We start from the raw sequence: 16,487 nt of genomic DNA on the forward strand, positions 1-16,487 counted from the left end.
TTCGAGACCCTTCTCCCCTTGCGGGAGAAGGTGGCCCCGGCGTCAGCCGGGGTCGGATGAGGGGTCACGCGGACGGATCAGGGAAACCCCTCATCCGTCGCTGCGCGACACCTTCTCCCGCGGGGGGAGAAGGCAGAAAGATCAGAGCCCCAGCACCATCTTGGCGATGATGTTGCGCTGGATCTCGTTGGAGCCGCCATAGATCGACGTCTTGCGGACGTTGAAATAGTGGGGCGCCGAGCGATGAGCGAAATCGGGACCGATCGGATGGGCGTTGTCGCCGTCCTTCGGAAAGCCACGGAAGTACGGCGCGCCATAGTGGCCGGCGGCTTCCAGGACGAGCTCGGTGATCCGTTGCTGGATCTCGGTGCCCTTGATCTTCAGGACGCTGGATTCCGGACCGGGACCTTTGCCGGCCGCTTCGCCCGCCAGGGTGCGCAACTCGGTGAACTCCAGGGCGGTCAGGTCGATCTCCAGTTCGGCGACCTTGCGCTTAAACACCGGATCCTTCAGCAGGGCCTCGCCGTCATCCGAGAGCTCAATGGAAGCGATGGCGCGGATGCGCTCGATGCCGCGCTTGGAGCGGGCGACGCCGGCGATGCCGGAGCGCTCGTGGGCCAGCAGGAACTTGGCGCAGGTCCAGCCCTTGTTCTCGTCGAAGATGCGGTTCTCGACCGGCACCTTGACGTTCTCGAGCCAGACTTCGTTGACCTCGTGCTCGCCGCCCAGGGTGATGATCGGACGCACGGTGACGCCCGGCGACTTCATGTCGATCAGCAGGAACGAGATGCCTTCCTGGATCTTGGCCACAGGATCAGTGCGGACCAGACAGAAGATCCAGTCGGCGTGCTGGGCCAGGGTGGTCCAGGTCTTCTGGCCGTTGACCAGGTAATATTCCTTGCCGTCGTCGCCGGTGAAGCGCTCTGCCTTGGTCTTGAGGCTGGCCAGGTCGGAACCGGCGCCCGGTTCGGAATAGCCCTGCGCCCACCAGATGTCGCCCGACAGGGTCGGCGGCAGGAAACGTTCCTTCTGCTCGGGCGTGGCGAAGGTGTAGATCACCGGCCCGACCATGTTGATGCCGAACGGCAGGATGGGCACGCAGTCGGCGCGGGCGGTCTCTTCCGACCAGATGTAGCGCTGAACCGAGGTCCAGCCCGGACCGCCGAACTTCTCGGGCCAAGCTGGGGCAACCCAGCCCTTTTTCGCCAGGGCGCGGTGCCAGGACAGGAAGTCCTCCTTCGCCATTTCCTCGCCCTCCTCCTGCTTTTCACGCAGGCCGGCCGGATAGGTCTCGGCGATGAAGGCGCGGACTTCGTCGCGGAAGGCGACGTCCTCGGGCGAGAAGTCGAGATTCATGGCGGGCTCCCGGTTTCGGCCTCCTTGGGGAGGGGCCGATTTGTTGTGTCGGGCGCCACGATAGATGTCGAACGAGCGTTTGGAAAGATGACGTTAGCGTCAACGGAAACGAATATGATCCGCGTTCAGTTAGAAGCCTATCGCGCCTCGCAAGCCAGCTTGACGAGGGCGAGAGCGAGAGCGCCGCCCACCCCTTCCTCGTCGACGATATCGAGCGCCAGAAGTGGTGGCTTGTCGATAGCCGCCAGCAGCCGTGCATGGCCTTTCGCGGCGCCGGCATGAGCGGCAATGCAATGATCCAACAGGCCCGGATCAATCTTGTAAAGCACGGCTGCAGCGGCGCAGGCAGCGTAGCCGTCAAGCAACACCGGGATAGTCTGCACCCGCGCTGCCAGGATCGCGCCCGCCACGGCCGCGGTCTCCCGACCGCCAAGCTGACGCAGGACCTGCAGCGGATCTCCGAGGCCGCCCTCCTCCCGCGCGCGCTCCACGGCGGCGACCACCAGGTCAGGCGCGTCGGTCCAGTCGCTGGCCTCGCCACCGAACAGGGCCAGGGCGACGCACGAGGCGATCATGTCGGTTTCGGCGGCGATAACGCCTGGGATCAGCAGGTCCGGCTGCTTGGCCAGAGCCTCCATGCCGAAGGCCATGGTCGCGGCGCACTCCTTCTCGCTCATCGCGGCCTTGTCGACGGCGTTGGGCGTCGGGCGATCCACGGCAAGATCGAAGGCCTCCAGGCCCGCGCCTTGCGCGCCGGCCAGCCGGCAGACCGTCGCGCCGCCGGAGGCGACGGCTTCCAGCCGGTCCCGCGCATAGCCGCGGGGCCCCACGCCCTGACGAGCTCCTGCATAGAGCGCCACCACCGGCCGGTTGACAGCAGGCGGAGTCTTGCCCGTCCAGGCCGTGAGCCAGGACGATATCTCCGCCAGTCGGTCGGACTGAACCAGGGCGGGCGCGGCGCCGGCCGCCGGCGGACTGGAAGCCAAGGCGCGAATGTCGTCGAACGGTGAAGCGGTCATGGCGCGGGCTTTGGCGCCCGCGTCCGGTCTTGTAAAGTCGGTTGGCGTCTAGCTGGCCAGCAAGGCTTGGCAGGGACCGTCTCGCTCAGCGACCAGGTCGGCCCGGATGGCGCCATCGGCCCGTTTCGCCTGGCTGTTCGCCGTGCTCGCGGCGTCCGAAGCCTTGTCGACAATGTGATCAACGCGCGCTTGCCGTTGGGCCTTGACCAAGGCCTCGAACCCGGTGGCGTCGGCAGCGCCAAGGCTCGACGCCTTCGCCAATGCCTGGCAACGCGAGGCCTGGACGAACTGGCTGTCGGTCAGCCGAGACGCGGCGAGCACGGGCGTCGCAACGGCAATGGCCAAGGCGGCGCAGGTGAAACGAGCAATGGTCATTGGAACCCTCGGAATGAAGACATACAGCTCGGACCACGCCGGACGTTGCGCCGCGCTCGCGAACCGGAGACAATTGCGTATGGACCCGACCGTTTCCCCGCCCCGCCCGATCACCACGCCATGCGTGAAGGTCTGCGCCGTGGACGGCCTTAGCGGCTACTGCCTTGGGTGCCGCCGAACCCTGCCGGAAATCGCTGGCTGGGGCCGCCTGAGCGATCAGGAGAGGGCCGCCATCATGGCCGCCCTCCCCGATCGTCCGGATCCTGTGGCCAGCCTGATGGCCGGCCAAGGCTAAGCCTTACTCGCCGCCCTTCAGCCAGCTGGCGCAGGCGCCCTGACGTTCAGCCAGCAGCTTTTCCTTCTTGGCGCCCGTGGCCTTGTCGCCTTCCGTCTGGGCAGCCTTGATCTTGGTATTGGAGGACAGCTTGACGGCCAGGGGACGCGGGTAGCCCTCGGTACGCAGCAGCAGGTCAACGGCCTGAGTGTTGAGCTGGCCGAGCCCTTCCGACGACGCCAGGCCGCGGCAGCGCGCCGCCTGGAGGAATTGGTTGTCGGTTACCTTCGGTGCGGCCTGAGCGACGCCGGTCAGCGCCGTAGCAATGGCGGCAGCCATGATGATCGTTTTCATTGTCCGTTCCCTCGATAAGCAACTCTTTGCTCGGCAGAGAGATACTGCCGGCTAAAACACAGATGAAGTTAATTCGACGACATGTATTTCATTACACAAGTTTAATCACAGTGTTTATCGGAAAACGGTAATCACGATTACCGGATCATTAACTATACGCAATAATTCGGCGATCCGATTCACCGCTTGCAAACGCCTGTCGCTCTAAGGTCGACGTCAACGGCCGAAGAAAACGGTCACAAAGCCTTTCAAGGCGGGATGTCTTCGATGTTGAAGTTCGCGGCTATCGCGATGGTGGGAGCGCTCTCGGCGGTGGGAGCCGCCAAGGCCGTGGTGTCACTGGATGACCTGCGCCAACCGGAGCTGCGCGCGCCGACGGCCGCCAACGCCACGCTGGGCGGCTCCGAAGGCGCGGCCCAACTGACCAAGGGCGCCGACGGCCACTTCTGGGCCGAGGCGACCGTGGATGGCAAGGCCGTGCGCTTTCTGGTCGATACTGGCGCCACCGCCGTCTCGCTCAGCCTGGCCGACGCCCAGCGTCTGGGGATCGACACCGACAAGCTAAACTACGACTACAGCGTAATCACTGCCGACGGTCGCACTCGCGCTGCCTCGGTGAAGCTGGCCAGCGTCGCCATCGCCGGCGCTCGCGTGCGCGACGTCGACGCCCTGGTCATCGAGAAAGGCCTCGAAACCTCGCTGCTGGGCATGAGCTATCTGGGCCGGCTCTCGCGCTTCGAGGCTACGCCTCGCGCGCTGATCCTGCACCCTTAGGCGAGAACGCTCTCGGCGAACCGGGCCTCCCGCGCCTCCATCGCCTGGCGCACCGCGTCCAGAGCCCGATCCACGACCTCGATCCCTGCTCCAGCCGGCACGCCCTCGACGGTCAGGATTCGCCGCCACGCCCGCGCCCCTGGCAGGCCGTGGAACAGGCCCAGCATGTGCCGACTCATGGCCGCCAGATGCACGCCAGCAGCCAGTTTCTCGGCGAGATAGGGCTTGAAGCGTTCGACGACCTCGAACTCCGAGACATCCGCATCAGCCTCGCCGAACACCCGTCGGTCCACCGCACCCAGCAGGCCCGGCTCGTGATAGGCCGAGCGCCCCAGCATCACGCCGTCCACATGTTGAAGATGGGTCTCGACCGCATCGAGGTCGGTGACACCGCCATTGATCACAATCGTCAAGTTGGGGCGCTCGCGCTTCAGCCGATAGACCAACTCGTAGTCCAGCGGCGGGATGTCACGGTTCTCCTTTGGCGATAGCCCCTTCAGCCAGGCCTTGCGGGCATGGACTACAAAGCTGTCGACTCCGGCGGCGGCGCTGGCGTCGACCAGGGCAAACAGGCTCTCCTGTGGATCCTGGTCATCCACGCCAATGCGGCACTTCACCGTCGCCGGAACCGCCACTGCGTCCTTGATCGCCGCCATGCACTCAGCGACCAGTTGGGGCTCGCGCATCAGGCAAGCGCCGAAACGGCCGCTCTGCACGCGATCTGAAGGGCAGCCGACGTTCAGATTGATCTCGTCATAGCCAAAATCCTCGCCAATACGCGCCGCCAGCGCCAGTTCGACAGGATCAGAGCCACCCAGTTGCAAGGCGACAGGGTGCTGTCCCCTATCAAAGCCCAGCAGCTTCTCACGATCACCGTGCACGATGGCGCCGCTGGTCACCATCTCAGAATACAGCAACGCCCGGCTCGACAGGGTGCGATGCAACGACCGGCAATGACGGTCGCTCCAGTCCATCATAGGTGCAATAGAGAATCTATGTGCTTGAAATTGCTGCATTTTTAGAAGATAATCAATGAGTTGAGGGTGGGCGTGTACACGCCAGAATAAGCCAGGACACGCTACTTTTCGCCACGGTACGACGCGTCACTGTACACAGGGAGTACGCGAAAATTGGCCACGTTCGTGAAGCTCCCGTCCGGATCCTGGCGCGCCGTCGTTCGGCGCAAGGGCTGCTATATATGCGAGACCTTCCATCAGCGCGAGGACGCGCGGCGTTGGGCCACGGCTGCCGAAAGCACCATCGACCGGGGCGGCAAACCCAAGCCCACACGTATCGCTGACAAGAGAACTCTGGCCAACCTGATGGACCTTCATATCGCGGACCTGAAGTCGGTGAGTAAAAGGATCGGGCGAACCAAGCTCGACATGCTCAAGATGCTGAAGACCGATCCGGTCGGTAAGACGAAATTCGCCGAACTCGACCGGCTAAGGATCATCGGCTTCGGCAAACGGCGCGCCGAGGGTGGAGCGGGGCCCGTGACGGTGGGGATGTACATCGGCACGATCAAGACCGTGTTGATCTGCGTCGCGCGCTACACGATATCGAGACCCGCCCCGACCAGGTCGATGTGGCCCGCGTCGCCTTTGTTCATTTAGAGGCTGACCCGAAATGAAGTTGGGTGATTTCAGGCACTTGTGATTCTGTTGGAGGTGCGAACCAACAACGGAATTTGACATTTGGACCGAAACCACTCGGCGCAGGCATGCCCGAAAGGGCCTGCGGTATTCAAGCGATCTGACGGACGAGGAATGGGCGGTTCTGGAACCGCTGGTCCCGGCGCGGTCTCGGCTGGGGCGACCGGCCAAGTGGTCCCGGCGGACGATCACCAACGCCCTGCTGTATGTTTTACGCAGCGGCCTGCCGTGGCGGATGCTGCCGGGGGACTTCCCGCCGGTGACGACGGTTCAGCGCCATTTCTACGCCTGGCGCGACAGCGGCCTTTGGACCTCGATCAATCATCTGTTGCTGATGGCCTGCCGTGAGGCGGCGGGGCGCCAGGCCTCGCCCAGCGCCGGAGTGATCGACAGCCAGAGCGTCAAAACCACCGAAAGCGGTGGGCCTTGCGGCTATGACGCAGGCAAGAAGATCAAGGGCCGCAAGCGCCACATCCTCACCGACACTGGCGGTTTGCTGGTCACAGCCCGGGTCCATACAGCCGATATCCAGGATCGCGACGGCGCGCCCGAAGTCCTGACCGCGATCCGATCCAGCTTCCCCTGGCTGCGCCAGGTCTTCGCCGACGGCGGCTATGCCGGCGACAAGCTGCGACACGCCATGGCCGGACGCGGCGACTGGAAGATCGAGATCATCAAGCGATCCGACACCGCCAAGGGCTTCGTGCTGCTGCCCCGCCGATGGGTCGTGGAGCGCACCTTCGCCTGGCTCGGCCGAAACCGACGCCTGGCCAAGGACTTCGAGGCCACTCTCGAAAGCTCAACCGCATGGCTCTTCATGGCATCGGTCCAGCTCATGACCCGAAGGCTCGCAACCCTCTGATCACAATCAGAAACATTATGAGTCAGACTTTTAGACCAGAAGCCATGATATCGGCGAGCAGTTCATCGGCCACCGCCTCAACGCCGAGCTCCAGCGTTTCTCGCCCGCGCTTGGCGCCGCAGCCTGGCACATCAAGAGCCAGGACCGCCGCGCCCCGGGCTTCCAGGGCGCGGACAGTCTCTTCCCGGACCCAGCTCCCATGCCCTCCTCCGTGGAGGAGGGCAAAGGCCGGGACCTGGGTCATTTTCCCATCACTTCCTTGACGGTCGCGACGATGGTGTCCACCGACACCATGTAGACGTCTTCAAGCGGCTTGGAGAACGGTACTGGCGAATAGGGCGCGCCGAGGCGGCGTACGGGAGCCTTCAGTTTACCGAACAGCTCCTCGTTGACCGTGGCCGCGATTTCCGCCCCGGGACCGAAGGCCCGGACGGCCTCGTGGACAACGATGCAGCAGCCTGTCTTGGCGACGGACTTGAGCACGGCTTCCTTGTCCCAGGGCGACACCGTCCGCAGATCGACCAGTTCGACCGAGATGCCGGCCTCGGCCAATGGGGCCAGAGCCTGCAGGCTGCGCACCACCATCGACGACCAGGAAACGATAGTCACATCGCTGCCTTCCTGCACGACATTGGCCTTGCCCAGCGGAATAGGCCCCTGATCGACGGGAACGTCGCCTGGAATGAACAGCGTGCCGGCCGACTCGATGATGATGCAGGGATCGGGGTCCTGGATACACGAGAGCAACAGGCCCTTGTAGTCCGCCGGATTGGACGGGGCGACGACCTTGATCCCGGCCGTATGGGCAAACCACCCCTCGAGATGGTCGGCGTGCTGGCCGGCGGTCTGCCAGCCAGCGCCCGTGAGGGTGCGGATGGTGATCGGCACAGTGCTCTGCCCACCGGACATGAAGCGCAGCTTGGCCGCATGATTGACGATCATGTCCATGCAGACGGCCGTGAAGTTCATCATCATGATCTCGGCGACGGGCTTGTAGCCCGCCAGCGCAGCGCCGATCGCCGCACCCATGATCGCCTGCTCCGAAATCGGCGTCGACCTGACGCGAAGGTCGCCAAACTTGGTGGAGAGGCCGACAGCAGCGCCGGTCACGCCGCCGCCTTCGCGGTCGCCGATATCTTCGCCAAAGACGAGGACCTTTGGGTCCTCGGCCATGGCCTGGTGCAGCGCCGCGTTGACCGCCTGAATGGCGTGCATTTTGACAGTCTCGGTCATGCGGGGATCTCCGTAGCAAACACGTCGCGGCGGATTTCGTCGAGGGACGGGTAGGCGCTGGCCAGCCCGAACTCCATTGCGTCATCCACTTCGGCCTGAATATCGGCCTGCATCTTGGTCAGTTGGTCTTCGGTCGCGTGGCCCTCGGCGATCAGGCGAGCGCGGAAGATCGGCAGCGGATCGGCGGCGATCGCGGCGGCCTTTTCTTCCTTGGTCATGTACTTGTCGTCGTCGCCCAGCACATGGCCCAGGAAGCGGAACGTCTTGCACTCGAGCAAGGTTGGCCCCTCCCCATCGCGCGCCCGCCGGATGGCCTCATAGGCTGCGGCGTACATGGCCCAGGGATCGTTGCCGTCCACGGTGAAGCCCGGCATGCCGTAGCCAATGGCGCGCTTGGAGATGAAGTCTACCGAGGTGCCGTTTTCATAGCGCGTGTGCTCGGCGAACCCGTTGTTCTGGCAGACGAAGATCACGGGCAGCTTCCATAGCGACGCCAGGTTCAGCGACTCGTGGAAGGCCCCGATGTTGGACGCGCCATCCCCGAAATAGGCGATGCTGACCCGTTTGCTGCCATCCAGTTGGGCGGCCCAGCCGAGGCCATTGGCGATCGGCATCGAGGAGCCCACGATCCCCGTCGTCACCATCACACCCGTTTCCGGGTGCGTCAGGTGCATCGGCCCGCCCTTACCCTTGCAGGTGCCGTCGACACGCCCAGCGATCTCGGCCCACAGCGGCCGCAGCGGCATACCCTTGGCGACCATGTCGTGGATGCCGCGATAGATCGTGCAGATCATGTCGTCGTTGGTCAGCAGTGAGGAAATGGCCGAAGGAATGACTTCCTGACCCCGCGCCGAATAGTAGGGCATGATCAGCTTGCCCTGGCGCATCGCCTTGCGGATCGTGTCGTCATTGCGCTCGATGCGGAGCATACGCCGGTAGATGTCGACCAGCGTCTCCGTGCTTGGGGCCGGACTGTTGCTCTGCTCTGCCATGACTTCCTCGGGGATGGTGATCGGGTCAATCGATCAGCGCTCGGGGCGCCAAGGTCAATCTCGCCCCGGCCCGCCCGGGCGATATCTGTTCTGCAGGCCGCCCGACCTGGCGCGGCGCGAGCGGAAAGATCGGCGTCAACCGGCCTTGAGCGCCGCCAGCTTCTCCGCGTCGAGCAACTTCCATATGCCGTCAGCGGAAGCGATGGTGCGCTCGCCAGCCATGATCAGCCCCCGCATGAACACGATCTGCGAGGTCCGCCGGACCAGTTCGGGCCTGCAAGTAAGGAAGCTGCCAATAGGCGCCGCGGCGGTGAACTGCATCTGCAACTGCAGCGTCACGCAGTCACGGGTGTTGGCCGCATCGACGACGCCCATGCCCAGCGCGATGTCCGCGAACGTCATCAAGACTCCGCCGTGGATCGTGCCGACATGGCCATTGCCGTGCTGGTCCTCACCCAGCAGGCCAACCGTCCGGCCCGAGCCATCCTTGCGAATCCAGTAGGGTCCGGCAGCCTCGTTGAACTGCGTGCCGGACATGCGGGTCCAGCCGTCCGTCTCCAGCCGTGCGGCGTCCATGGCGCCCGCCGGTTCGGTCACAGTTGGTTGCCCACGCCCGCCGCGTGCTTGGCGGCGATATAGCCGAAGGTCAGCGACGGACCGATGCTGGCGCCCGCCCCGGGATAGACATTGCCCATGACCGACGCGGTGGAGACGCCGGTGGCGTACAGCCCCCCGATCGGCGATCCGTCCGCCCGAACAACCCGCCCATGCAAATCGGTAACCGCGCCGCCATAGGTGCTGACGTCGCCCGGCACCACATTGACCGCGTAGAAAGGCCCAGTCTCGATCTTGCCGAGCGCCTTGTTGGGACCGTGATAGGGGTCGCCCAGCCAGCTGTCATAGGCGCGTTCGCCGCGATGGAAATCCTCGTCCACGCCCTTCTCGACGAAGCCGTTCCAGCGCTCGACCGTGCCCTTCAGGGCAGCCGGATCGACGGCGACCAAGGCGGCCAGGGCCTCGATGCTGTCGGCTTTCTTGAGATAGCCCTGCTCGGTCCAGGCGTCCGGCTTCTTGCCGCCCGGCATGGTGCCGGCCAGCATGTATTGCTCGAGATAGGTGCTGTCGAAGACGGCCCAGCTGGGGATGGCGGGAACGGTCCGGTTCCGCTTCAGCATGGTCTCGCAATAGAGCTCGTAGGAGCCGCCCTCGTTCATGTAGCGCACGCCCGACTGATCAACGAGGATCGCGTGCGGCTTGCCCGTGAGGCTCTGGGCGGGCGGCGTTGGGAACATGGTCTCCCAGCCCGGCGTCAGAGTGGTCTGGTAGCCGACCATCTGGTCCATCTGGGCCAGCACGCCGCCGATGCGCTGCATCTCGACATGCATCTCACCCATGTCGCCCTCGTTGGTCTGCGACCATTCGGCTTTGGTGCCCGGCATGTACCTGTCGCGCATGGCCTGGTTGCGAGCGAAGCCGCCGGCATTGACCAACACGCCCAGCCTGGCGCCGATGCGCCATGGCTTGCCGTCCTCCACCGTCACCACGCCGGTTACGGCGCCGTTCTCGATGATCAGTTCGGAAACCGGAGATTTCAGACGGACGTCGACGCCAGCCTTCAGGCCGGCCAACAGCATCCGGCCTTGCAGGGCCGCCCCGGCCGAGACAACCTTCTTGCCCGTCAGCCGCGTGCCGATTGTGCGCAGGATGACTTTCAGAAACGCCTTTTTGCCAACCCAACTCTTCTTGAAGTACGGAAGCTTCATGCCCTCATCGAGCCGGGCCGGAACTGCGAGGAAGCCAGGACGCAGCTTGGCCTGCCACTCGCCCAGTTCGTTAGTGTCGAATAGCTGGGCCGACACGCAGCGGGTGGTTTTGCAGCCCCCCGGAAGCTCGTCGTAATAGTCGGGCCAGAAGTCCGCGGTCCTCTCCATCTTGACCCCCTGATCGACCAGGAAGTCGATCATCTTGGGCGCCTCTTGGACGTAGGCCAGCCGGCGCTCGCGCGACGTGCCGGGCGCTTCGCCCGGATCAGTGGCCGCAGCGGCGTCCAGATAGGTGATCGCCGCCTCAGCGCTGTCGGTATCTCCCGCCGCGCGCATAAACCGGTTGTTGGGGATCCACATGACGCCGCCCGACTTGGCTGTCGTCCCGCCGGCCCAGGCTGACTTTTCGAGGATGACGACGGACTTCCCCGCCTTTCGCATGACGAGCGCCGAACTCATCGATCCGGCGCCGTTGCCCACGACGACCCAGTCGAGCGTCTCGTCAAATGCGGTCATGCGCTACTCTCCTCTTTAGCGAGCGCGCCAAATTAGACCCCGGCCGTGCGGCGCGCGCTAGTTATCGCCGCTCCGGCATTCTCATATCGCCCCGGCGTGGTGGCCGAGCGTCAGACGATGTCCGCAGGCCGCACCCAGCGGCGTTCGGCGCTGGAAATCCGGATCGCCTCCTGGATACGCTCGACCTCCAGAGCCCGCGCGAAATCAGGCGCCGGCTTCGGACCGCCCTGGATCGCCTCCACCATGCGCTGCATCGAGAGCGCCATAGGGAAGCTCGGCTGCGGCTCGCTCTGCCAGTCGAGGGCGATGCCGGGCACGTGTTTGAAGCCTCCCGGGATAGCGATGGGCTCCAGGGCGCCGCCCAGTTGCCCGCCCTTGAGCGTGCAATCACGCGCCGTTGGAAAGGTAGGTGACGAAGCGACAAGCCGCCCGTTCTCCCCAGCCACGTCCAGCACCCAACCGACGTGAAGCGGCAGGCTCCAGCTGATCTGCATCTGCATTGTCAGGCCGCTGGAGAACTTCAGGATCACGTTCGCCAGATCGTTGGTCTCGGGGGCGATCCTGTCGCCGTCCGCGTACACCCACTCGCGCAGAATCTGGCTGTCGTCCGCGACCAGTTCCTCGATGGGCCCGAACATGTGCAAGAGAATGTAGAGCGCGTGGCTGCCATTGTTGCGAACGGCGGATACGCCCTGCCCGGCCTGGGCGAACCAGTTGTACGGGAATAGCTTGTTGGGCTGATTGAAGAGCGAGATGCTCATGTGGCAGGTCCCGCCCAGCGGTCGCCCCAGATAGCCCTCGTCCAGCATCGCCTTCATCTGGCGGTGCGCGGGGATCCATTCCGAGAAGGCGTCGATCACGCCGACGCTTGCGCCCGCGCGCCAGGCGGCGTCGATCTCCTTGGCGCCACTCCAGTCAGGCGCATGCGGACTGGCGTTGTAGACATGCTTGCCATGAGCCAGCGCCGCCAGCACCATCGGCAGGCGCACTGACGGCCTGGTGCCGCAATCGATAATGTCGATGTCTGGGTCTGCGCATAGCACTTCGAAATCCCAGAACGGACGGTCAATCTTCAGACGCCCCGCAGCGGCCTCGGCTGTCTCCCGCCGCGACGTGCAGATCGCCGTAACCTCGACGCCCGGAATCGCGCGCCAGGCCGGCAGATGCGCGAAGCCGCCCCATGCCGCGCTAACGATCCCGACGCGCAGCGTCATGAGCGCCAGACCTATTCGATGGTGCCGAGAACCGTACCGACATCGTAGATCTCGCCCACCTGCGCGATGATGCGGAGCGTCCCGGTCGCCGGCGCCTCAACCTCGTTGGTCGACTTGTCGGCTTCCAACGAATAGAGCGGCTGGCCTTCGGTGACCTGCGCGCCGTCCTGGACGAGCCATTCGGCGATCTGCGCCTCGGTCATCGAAAAACCGAGCTTTGGAAGCAGGATGTCGGTGGCCATGGTCGCGGTCTTTCCTGGGACGAGACAGAGGGTTTTCGACTTCTACCTAGCGCGCGGGCGAAGCCGGACCATGGCAAAACAGGTCACTGCGGCCCGATATCGTCTTGGCGATACGGCTTCTAATAGCCGCGCGTATCGGTCCAATCCTCGGTTTCGCCAGGCTTGTAGGTCTTGCCCGGAATCTTGCCCGAAGCTGTCCTGAGGTCGAAGCCGATCTTGTCGGCACCGCCTTCGATCTCGACACCCATGGCCGAGATTACCCAACTGGTCATGACGTAATGGCCGATGGAGAAAATCAGATCCATCTTCTGGCGCTTGTCGAAAAACGCTCCGAGCGTGTCCCAGGTCGCGTCGCTCAAGGTGCCGCTCTCGATCAACTCATCCACAGAGTGCAGGACCACAGCGTCTTGTTCGCTCCACTCGCCGCCCTTCGGATAATCGCGGATCGCTGCGATGTCCTTCAGCGTCAGACCGGCGTTCAGGCCGTAGCCGACATGGTTGTGCCACTCGTACCCGGACTTCACCCGCCAGGCGACGCGCAGGATGATCAGCTCCAGGAAGCGGACCGGGAGCGTGTTCGACATCAGCAGATGCTTGCCCCAGACGTTGTAGGCCTTGCCCAGATCCGGGTGGTTGCCCATCACCATCATGATGTTGGTCTTGGAGCCCTCCTCCCAGGCATTGGGCTCGCCCCAGAAGGCAAAGACCTCGCGCGCATCGTCGGTCCATTCGGCGCGCGGCAGCGGCAGGATGCGAGGCTTGATATCGCTCATGGTGTCTCCGATGTCGCTATTGGCTGAGCGCGAGCGCTGCCGCCTCGGCGGCGCAATCGCGGGTTGGCGGCTTGGTCTCGAGCGCGGCGAACTCGCTCCGCGCGGCCTCGAGACCCGCGCGGAACGGGCCCCGACCTGCAGCAAAAAGAAGTCATGGGCCGCGCGCCCTTCGTCACGACGACATTCCTTCGACCACCAGCGCGCGATAGTTCGCGCCGATCTTCCGATGGACCAGTGCGACCTGATATTCCGGGCTGCCGTACCGGGCGCGCGCGTCTTGCATGGTCGGGAACTCCAGCAGCACGATCCCGTCCGGCGCCTCGCCCTCGAGGGCCTCCGTCGCGCCATAGATGGCCAGCGGCTTAAGCCCGTATTTCTCGACGAAGCCGCCGGAGTTCTGACGGTTCATCGCGCTGTAGGTCTGCATCGCGGCCGGACCGATGACGGCGTCCTCGCGCAGGAAGATCATATAGGCGGGCACGGCGGCAGACTCCGTCAATGTCCGGGCGTCGGCGCGGACTCCGCGGCCAGCCGCGCCTGGGCCGCCTCGGAATCGGCCTTGTAGGAACGACTGGCGAGGTAGGCGAGGATCGTGCTGGGAATACCGGCCAGCAGGGACCACCGCATGGCGATCCCCAAAGATGCTTCGCCATAGGCCGGGTGCAAAACATCGCTCAGCCACCCCACGAGCACGGGCCCTCCGCCTAGTCCGATCACATTGATGACCACCATCAGTATGGCGACCGCTGTGGCGCGCGAAGACACCGGAGCCAGCCCCGTCACCACCGCCATCAACGGCGCGGCGCCAAGACCGCCGATCAGCAATTGTAGCCCAAACAACGGGAACACGCGTGTCGCCGGACCGGTCAGGATCAGCCAGCCGACCATCATCGCGATCGCGCCGCTCACCATGGGAACCCATAGATACCAGCGCACATTCCGCCGGCCGAGCAGATCGGCGAGCGGCCCGCCAAGCAGATGACCAATCAGCGAACCAATAAACAACGCGCTTCCCATCTGGATGCCGGCGTCGCGGGCGGGCATGCCATGGGTCCGCTCGATGAAGGCGGGCGCCCAGCTGATCAGACCCATGGTCATCAAGGTGTTGAGCGCGGCGGCAACGACCAGCAGCGGGAAGGTCCGGATCGCCAGCAGCTCCCGCGCCACCTCGCGGAACGGCTTACGCTCCAACTGAGTGGCCGTGTTTCCGTCGGCGAGCCCGGCGCGGACGTCGCGCAGCGTGAACCAGACGATCGGCGCCAGGATCAGGCCCGGGATGCTCGCGAGCAGCAGCGCGTTTCGCCAGCCATACTCGTGCGCCGCCCATCCGCCCAGGGCGGGACCGGCGAAGGTGCCGAGCGAGGCTCCGAGCAGAAAAATGGAAAGCGCCGTACCCCTTTGCTTGGGCGGGAACAGGTCGGCGATCCAGGCCTGCGAAGGCGGCGTGAAAGCCCCCTCGCCCAGACCGATGCCGGCGCGGCCGATCAGCATCACCCAGAAGCCCTTGGCGAAGGCGCAGATGGCGACCGACACCGTCCAGGTCAGGGCGGCAAACGCGACGATCCGTTTGCGCGACCAGCGATCCGACCAGTGCGCCAAGGGGATCACGGCGAGGACGTAGACAATGGCTAGGATGAAGTCCTTGACCAGTCCGATCTGGAAATCGCTGAGATGAAGATCGCGGCGGATCGGCTCGACGAGTACGAACAGGATGTAGCGCTCGGCGACCACGCAGGCCGAGACCAGCACCATGATCAGCATGAAGTAGGATCGATAGCCGAGCCCGGGGAGCTCTTCGCGCGGCGTGGCGGCTGGCCGCTCGAGTTCGGTCATGCCCGACATCCTTCCCCCTCGCGCCTATCGCGCCTGTCTCGATTTCGGCGCTGTCGCCATGCCGTCATTTCACATCGCGGCGATATCGATCGTCGGTCTTATCAAGATTTGCGAGACATTCGCGCGGGCCGCCAGCGAGGCGGTAGGAACGATCGCATCGGCGATATCCGAGGCTGCGGTGCGGCTCACGGCAGCCGTGCGATAACCTGAGGCAGGTCTGTCGTCGTGCGAATACCGGGAGCAGCCTCGCAGACTGCGGCGACGGCATTCACGGCCCGATGAGCGGTGAGACCCGGGGTGAAGGCGGCGTAGTCCTCTGGAGCAACCGGAAAGGTGATGCCGACGTCCAGAGGCGTGTCGCCCTCGACGCGCACGCGCCAGCCGGACTCCCGCAGTTCCCAATCGGTGTGGGTAATATCGCGCGAGCAGTACCAGTTGGCGCGGAAACGCAGCACCGGCTTGCCGGCCCGCATGCCGGAGATGGTGATCCGTTGGGCGGCGACCTGACCGGCCTCGATCACGCCAGCGGCGATCTCGATCCGGTTTACCGCCGCCGACATCTCCCCCGTCGCGGTCCATTCATCGACCTCGACACCGATGCCATCGGCGATCTGGGCCAGTGACGCCGCGAAGTCATGCTTCACGTAGTCGATCTTGCGCTGGTCGAACTCGCCGATCGGCGCGCCGTAGCCCATCACCTGGAACAGCAGTTCAGGAGAGTTGCGACTGGACATGTCCGCGAACTCTTCGATCGTAAGACAATCCAGTCGGCGTGAAAGTGACAGTAGAGGAATCGACAACGCCTCGGTCACGAACCCGGGGCTGGAGCCGGTGCTGTAGATCGACGTCTTGCCGGCCTGGCAGGCCTCCTCGACGCGCGCCCTGACCTGCGGGTCCATCCCGCGCGGATGGTGGAAGTCGCCCCGCGTGGTGACGATGTTCTTGCCTGAGGCGAGCAGGCTGCAGATCTCGTCTATATCCGTGCCCTGGCGCATGTAGAGCACGCAGTCGGCCTGCGTGGCGACCATCTCTTCCAGCGAGGTTGTCGCGATCACTCCGCAAGACGCGATCCCGGCAAGCACGCCGGCATCCTTGCCCGCCTTGGCGGTCGAACTCACCCAGAGGCCAGCCAGATCCAACTCGGGATGCTCGATGACAGCGCGCAACGCGCGCGTTCCGATATTGCCAGTGGCCCACTGGATGACGCGGTAACGTCGTGACACGACGGTCTCTCCCTGAATTTCTTCTTGTT

General features: G+C 64.6%; 21 protein-coding genes. 5 read left to right on the plus strand and 16 right to left on the minus strand.

Translation table 11 applies throughout. The features are described from left to right. Positions 1-141: 141 nt before the first annotated feature. From ACP69S_RS08505 to ACP69S_RS08515, 3 genes are all read right to left on the minus strand, one after another. Positions 142-1,356 carry an acyl-CoA dehydrogenase family protein gene (locus ACP69S_RS08505; RefSeq protein ID WP_425996210.1) on the minus strand — a complete coding sequence of 405 codons (1,215 nt, stop codon included), beginning with the start codon at positions 1,354-1,356 and terminating at the stop codon, positions 142-144. Between the two features lie 137 nt (positions 1,357-1,493). Continuing rightward, the gene (locus ACP69S_RS08510) at positions 1,494-2,375 is read right to left on the minus strand and encodes a nicotinate-nucleotide--dimethylbenzimidazole phosphoribosyltransferase (RefSeq protein WP_425996212.1); all 882 of its coding nucleotides are present in this window, start codon (positions 2,373-2,375) and stop codon (positions 1,494-1,496) included. Between the two features lie 48 nt (positions 2,376-2,423). Beyond that, positions 2,424-2,750, minus strand: a complete 327-nt coding sequence (locus ACP69S_RS08515; RefSeq protein ID WP_425996214.1) for a hypothetical protein — start codon at positions 2,748-2,750, stop codon at positions 2,424-2,426. 79 nt (positions 2,751-2,829) lie between these two features. Here ACP69S_RS08515 and ACP69S_RS08520 point away from each other — a divergent pair, with 79 nt between their 5' ends. Next, positions 2,830-3,045 (plus strand): DUF1289 domain-containing protein, encoded by a 216-nt coding sequence (locus ACP69S_RS08520; RefSeq protein WP_425996216.1) that lies wholly within the window; start codon positions 2,830-2,832, stop codon positions 3,043-3,045. Between the two features lie 3 nt (positions 3,046-3,048). Here ACP69S_RS08520 and ACP69S_RS08525 read toward each other — a convergent pair whose 3' ends face one another. Next, on the minus strand, positions 3,049-3,378 hold the full coding sequence (locus tag ACP69S_RS08525; protein WP_425996218.1) for a hypothetical protein: 330 nt from the start codon (positions 3,376-3,378) through the stop codon (positions 3,049-3,051). 258 nt (positions 3,379-3,636) lie between these two features. Between ACP69S_RS08525 and ACP69S_RS08530 the strand changes: the two genes are divergently transcribed. Then, the gene (locus ACP69S_RS08530) at positions 3,637-4,152 is read left to right on the plus strand and encodes a TIGR02281 family clan AA aspartic protease (RefSeq protein WP_425996220.1); all 516 of its coding nucleotides are present in this window, start codon (positions 3,637-3,639) and stop codon (positions 4,150-4,152) included. Here the strand turns inward: ACP69S_RS08530 and dusA are convergent. After that, the gene (dusA, locus tag ACP69S_RS08535) at positions 4,149-5,168 is read right to left on the minus strand and encodes a tRNA dihydrouridine(20/20a) synthase DusA (protein ID WP_425996222.1); all 1,020 of its coding nucleotides are present in this window, start codon (positions 5,166-5,168) and stop codon (positions 4,149-4,151) included. The two genes, ACP69S_RS08530 and dusA, sit on opposite strands and share 4 nt — an antisense overlap. Positions 5,169-5,282: 114 nt before the next feature. Between dusA and ACP69S_RS08540 the strand changes: the two genes are divergently transcribed. Together ACP69S_RS08540 and ACP69S_RS08545 are read left to right on the plus strand one after the other, a co-directional pair. Next, positions 5,283-5,768: a hypothetical protein gene (locus tag ACP69S_RS08540; RefSeq protein ID WP_425996224.1), complete on the plus strand. Its 486-nt coding sequence runs from the start codon at positions 5,283-5,285 to the stop codon at positions 5,766-5,768. 79 nt (positions 5,769-5,847) lie between these two features. Next, complete coding sequence (locus tag ACP69S_RS08545) at positions 5,848-6,669, plus strand: IS5 family transposase (protein WP_425996309.1); 822 nt, start codon at positions 5,848-5,850, stop codon at positions 6,667-6,669. A gap of 22 nt (positions 6,670-6,691) precedes the next feature. Here ACP69S_RS08545 and ACP69S_RS08550 read toward each other — a convergent pair whose 3' ends face one another. The 10 genes from ACP69S_RS08550 to ACP69S_RS08595 all read right to left on the minus strand — a co-directional run bounded on the left by ACP69S_RS08550 (position 6,692) and on the right by ACP69S_RS08595 (position 15,235). Then, positions 6,692-6,913 (minus strand): alpha/beta fold hydrolase, encoded by a 222-nt coding sequence (locus ACP69S_RS08550; protein ID WP_425996226.1) that lies wholly within the window; start codon positions 6,911-6,913, stop codon positions 6,692-6,694. Beyond that, a complete protein-coding gene (locus ACP69S_RS08555) occupies positions 6,910-7,902 on the minus strand; it encodes an alpha-ketoacid dehydrogenase subunit beta (RefSeq protein ID WP_425996228.1) in 993 nt (330 codons plus the stop codon). The genes ACP69S_RS08550 and ACP69S_RS08555 overlap by 4 nt, the downstream gene beginning before the upstream one ends. Then, positions 7,899-8,894 carry a thiamine pyrophosphate-dependent dehydrogenase E1 component subunit alpha gene (locus tag ACP69S_RS08560; RefSeq protein ID WP_425996230.1) on the minus strand — a complete coding sequence of 332 codons (996 nt, stop codon included), beginning with the start codon at positions 8,892-8,894 and terminating at the stop codon, positions 7,899-7,901. The genes ACP69S_RS08555 and ACP69S_RS08560 overlap by 4 nt, the downstream gene beginning before the upstream one ends. Positions 8,895-9,029: 135 nt before the next feature. Continuing rightward, the gene (locus ACP69S_RS08565; protein WP_425996232.1) at positions 9,030-9,491 is read right to left on the minus strand and encodes a PaaI family thioesterase; all 462 of its coding nucleotides are present in this window, start codon (positions 9,489-9,491) and stop codon (positions 9,030-9,032) included. After that, a complete protein-coding gene (locus ACP69S_RS08570) occupies positions 9,488-11,173 on the minus strand; it encodes an FAD-dependent oxidoreductase (RefSeq protein ID WP_425996234.1) in 1,686 nt (561 codons plus the stop codon). Before ACP69S_RS08570 ends, ACP69S_RS08565 begins: the two co-directional genes overlap by 4 nt. 110 nt (positions 11,174-11,283) lie before the next feature. Beyond that, on the minus strand, positions 11,284-12,387 hold the full coding sequence (locus ACP69S_RS08575; protein ID WP_425996236.1) for a Gfo/Idh/MocA family protein: 1,104 nt from the start codon (positions 12,385-12,387) through the stop codon (positions 11,284-11,286). 11 nt (positions 12,388-12,398) lie between these two features. Next, positions 12,399-12,629: a biotin/lipoyl-containing protein gene (locus ACP69S_RS08580; protein WP_425996238.1), complete on the minus strand. Its 231-nt coding sequence runs from the start codon at positions 12,627-12,629 to the stop codon at positions 12,399-12,401. Positions 12,630-12,748: 119 nt separating this feature from the next. After that, positions 12,749-13,402, minus strand: coding sequence for a carboxymuconolactone decarboxylase family protein (locus tag ACP69S_RS08585; RefSeq protein WP_425996240.1), 654 nt, complete (start codon positions 13,400-13,402; stop codon positions 12,749-12,751). A 172-nt stretch (positions 13,403-13,574) separates the two neighbouring features. Further along, positions 13,575-13,883, minus strand: coding sequence for a DUF1330 domain-containing protein (locus tag ACP69S_RS08590; RefSeq protein WP_425996242.1), 309 nt, complete (start codon positions 13,881-13,883; stop codon positions 13,575-13,577). Between the two features lie 14 nt (positions 13,884-13,897). Beyond that, a complete protein-coding gene (locus ACP69S_RS08595) occupies positions 13,898-15,235 on the minus strand; it encodes a spinster family MFS transporter (RefSeq protein WP_425996243.1) in 1,338 nt (445 codons plus the stop codon). On the opposite strand from ACP69S_RS08595, the gene ACP69S_RS08600 reads away from it, so the two are divergent. Further along, positions 15,234-15,440, plus strand: a complete 207-nt coding sequence (locus ACP69S_RS08600) for a hypothetical protein (protein ID WP_425996245.1) — start codon at positions 15,234-15,236, stop codon at positions 15,438-15,440. The two genes, ACP69S_RS08595 and ACP69S_RS08600, sit on opposite strands and share 2 nt — an antisense overlap. On the opposite strand, the gene ACP69S_RS08605 is transcribed toward ACP69S_RS08600, so the two are convergent. After that, positions 15,421-16,458: a hypothetical protein gene (locus tag ACP69S_RS08605; protein WP_425996247.1), complete on the minus strand. Its 1,038-nt coding sequence runs from the start codon at positions 16,456-16,458 to the stop codon at positions 15,421-15,423. The genes ACP69S_RS08600 and ACP69S_RS08605 overlap by 20 nt on opposite strands. Between the last annotated feature and the right edge of the window lie 29 nt (positions 16,459-16,487).

Source organism: Caulobacter sp. DWR1-3-2b1 (genome assembly GCF_049895765.1).
GTDB lineage: Bacteria > Pseudomonadota > Alphaproteobacteria > Caulobacterales > Caulobacteraceae > Caulobacter.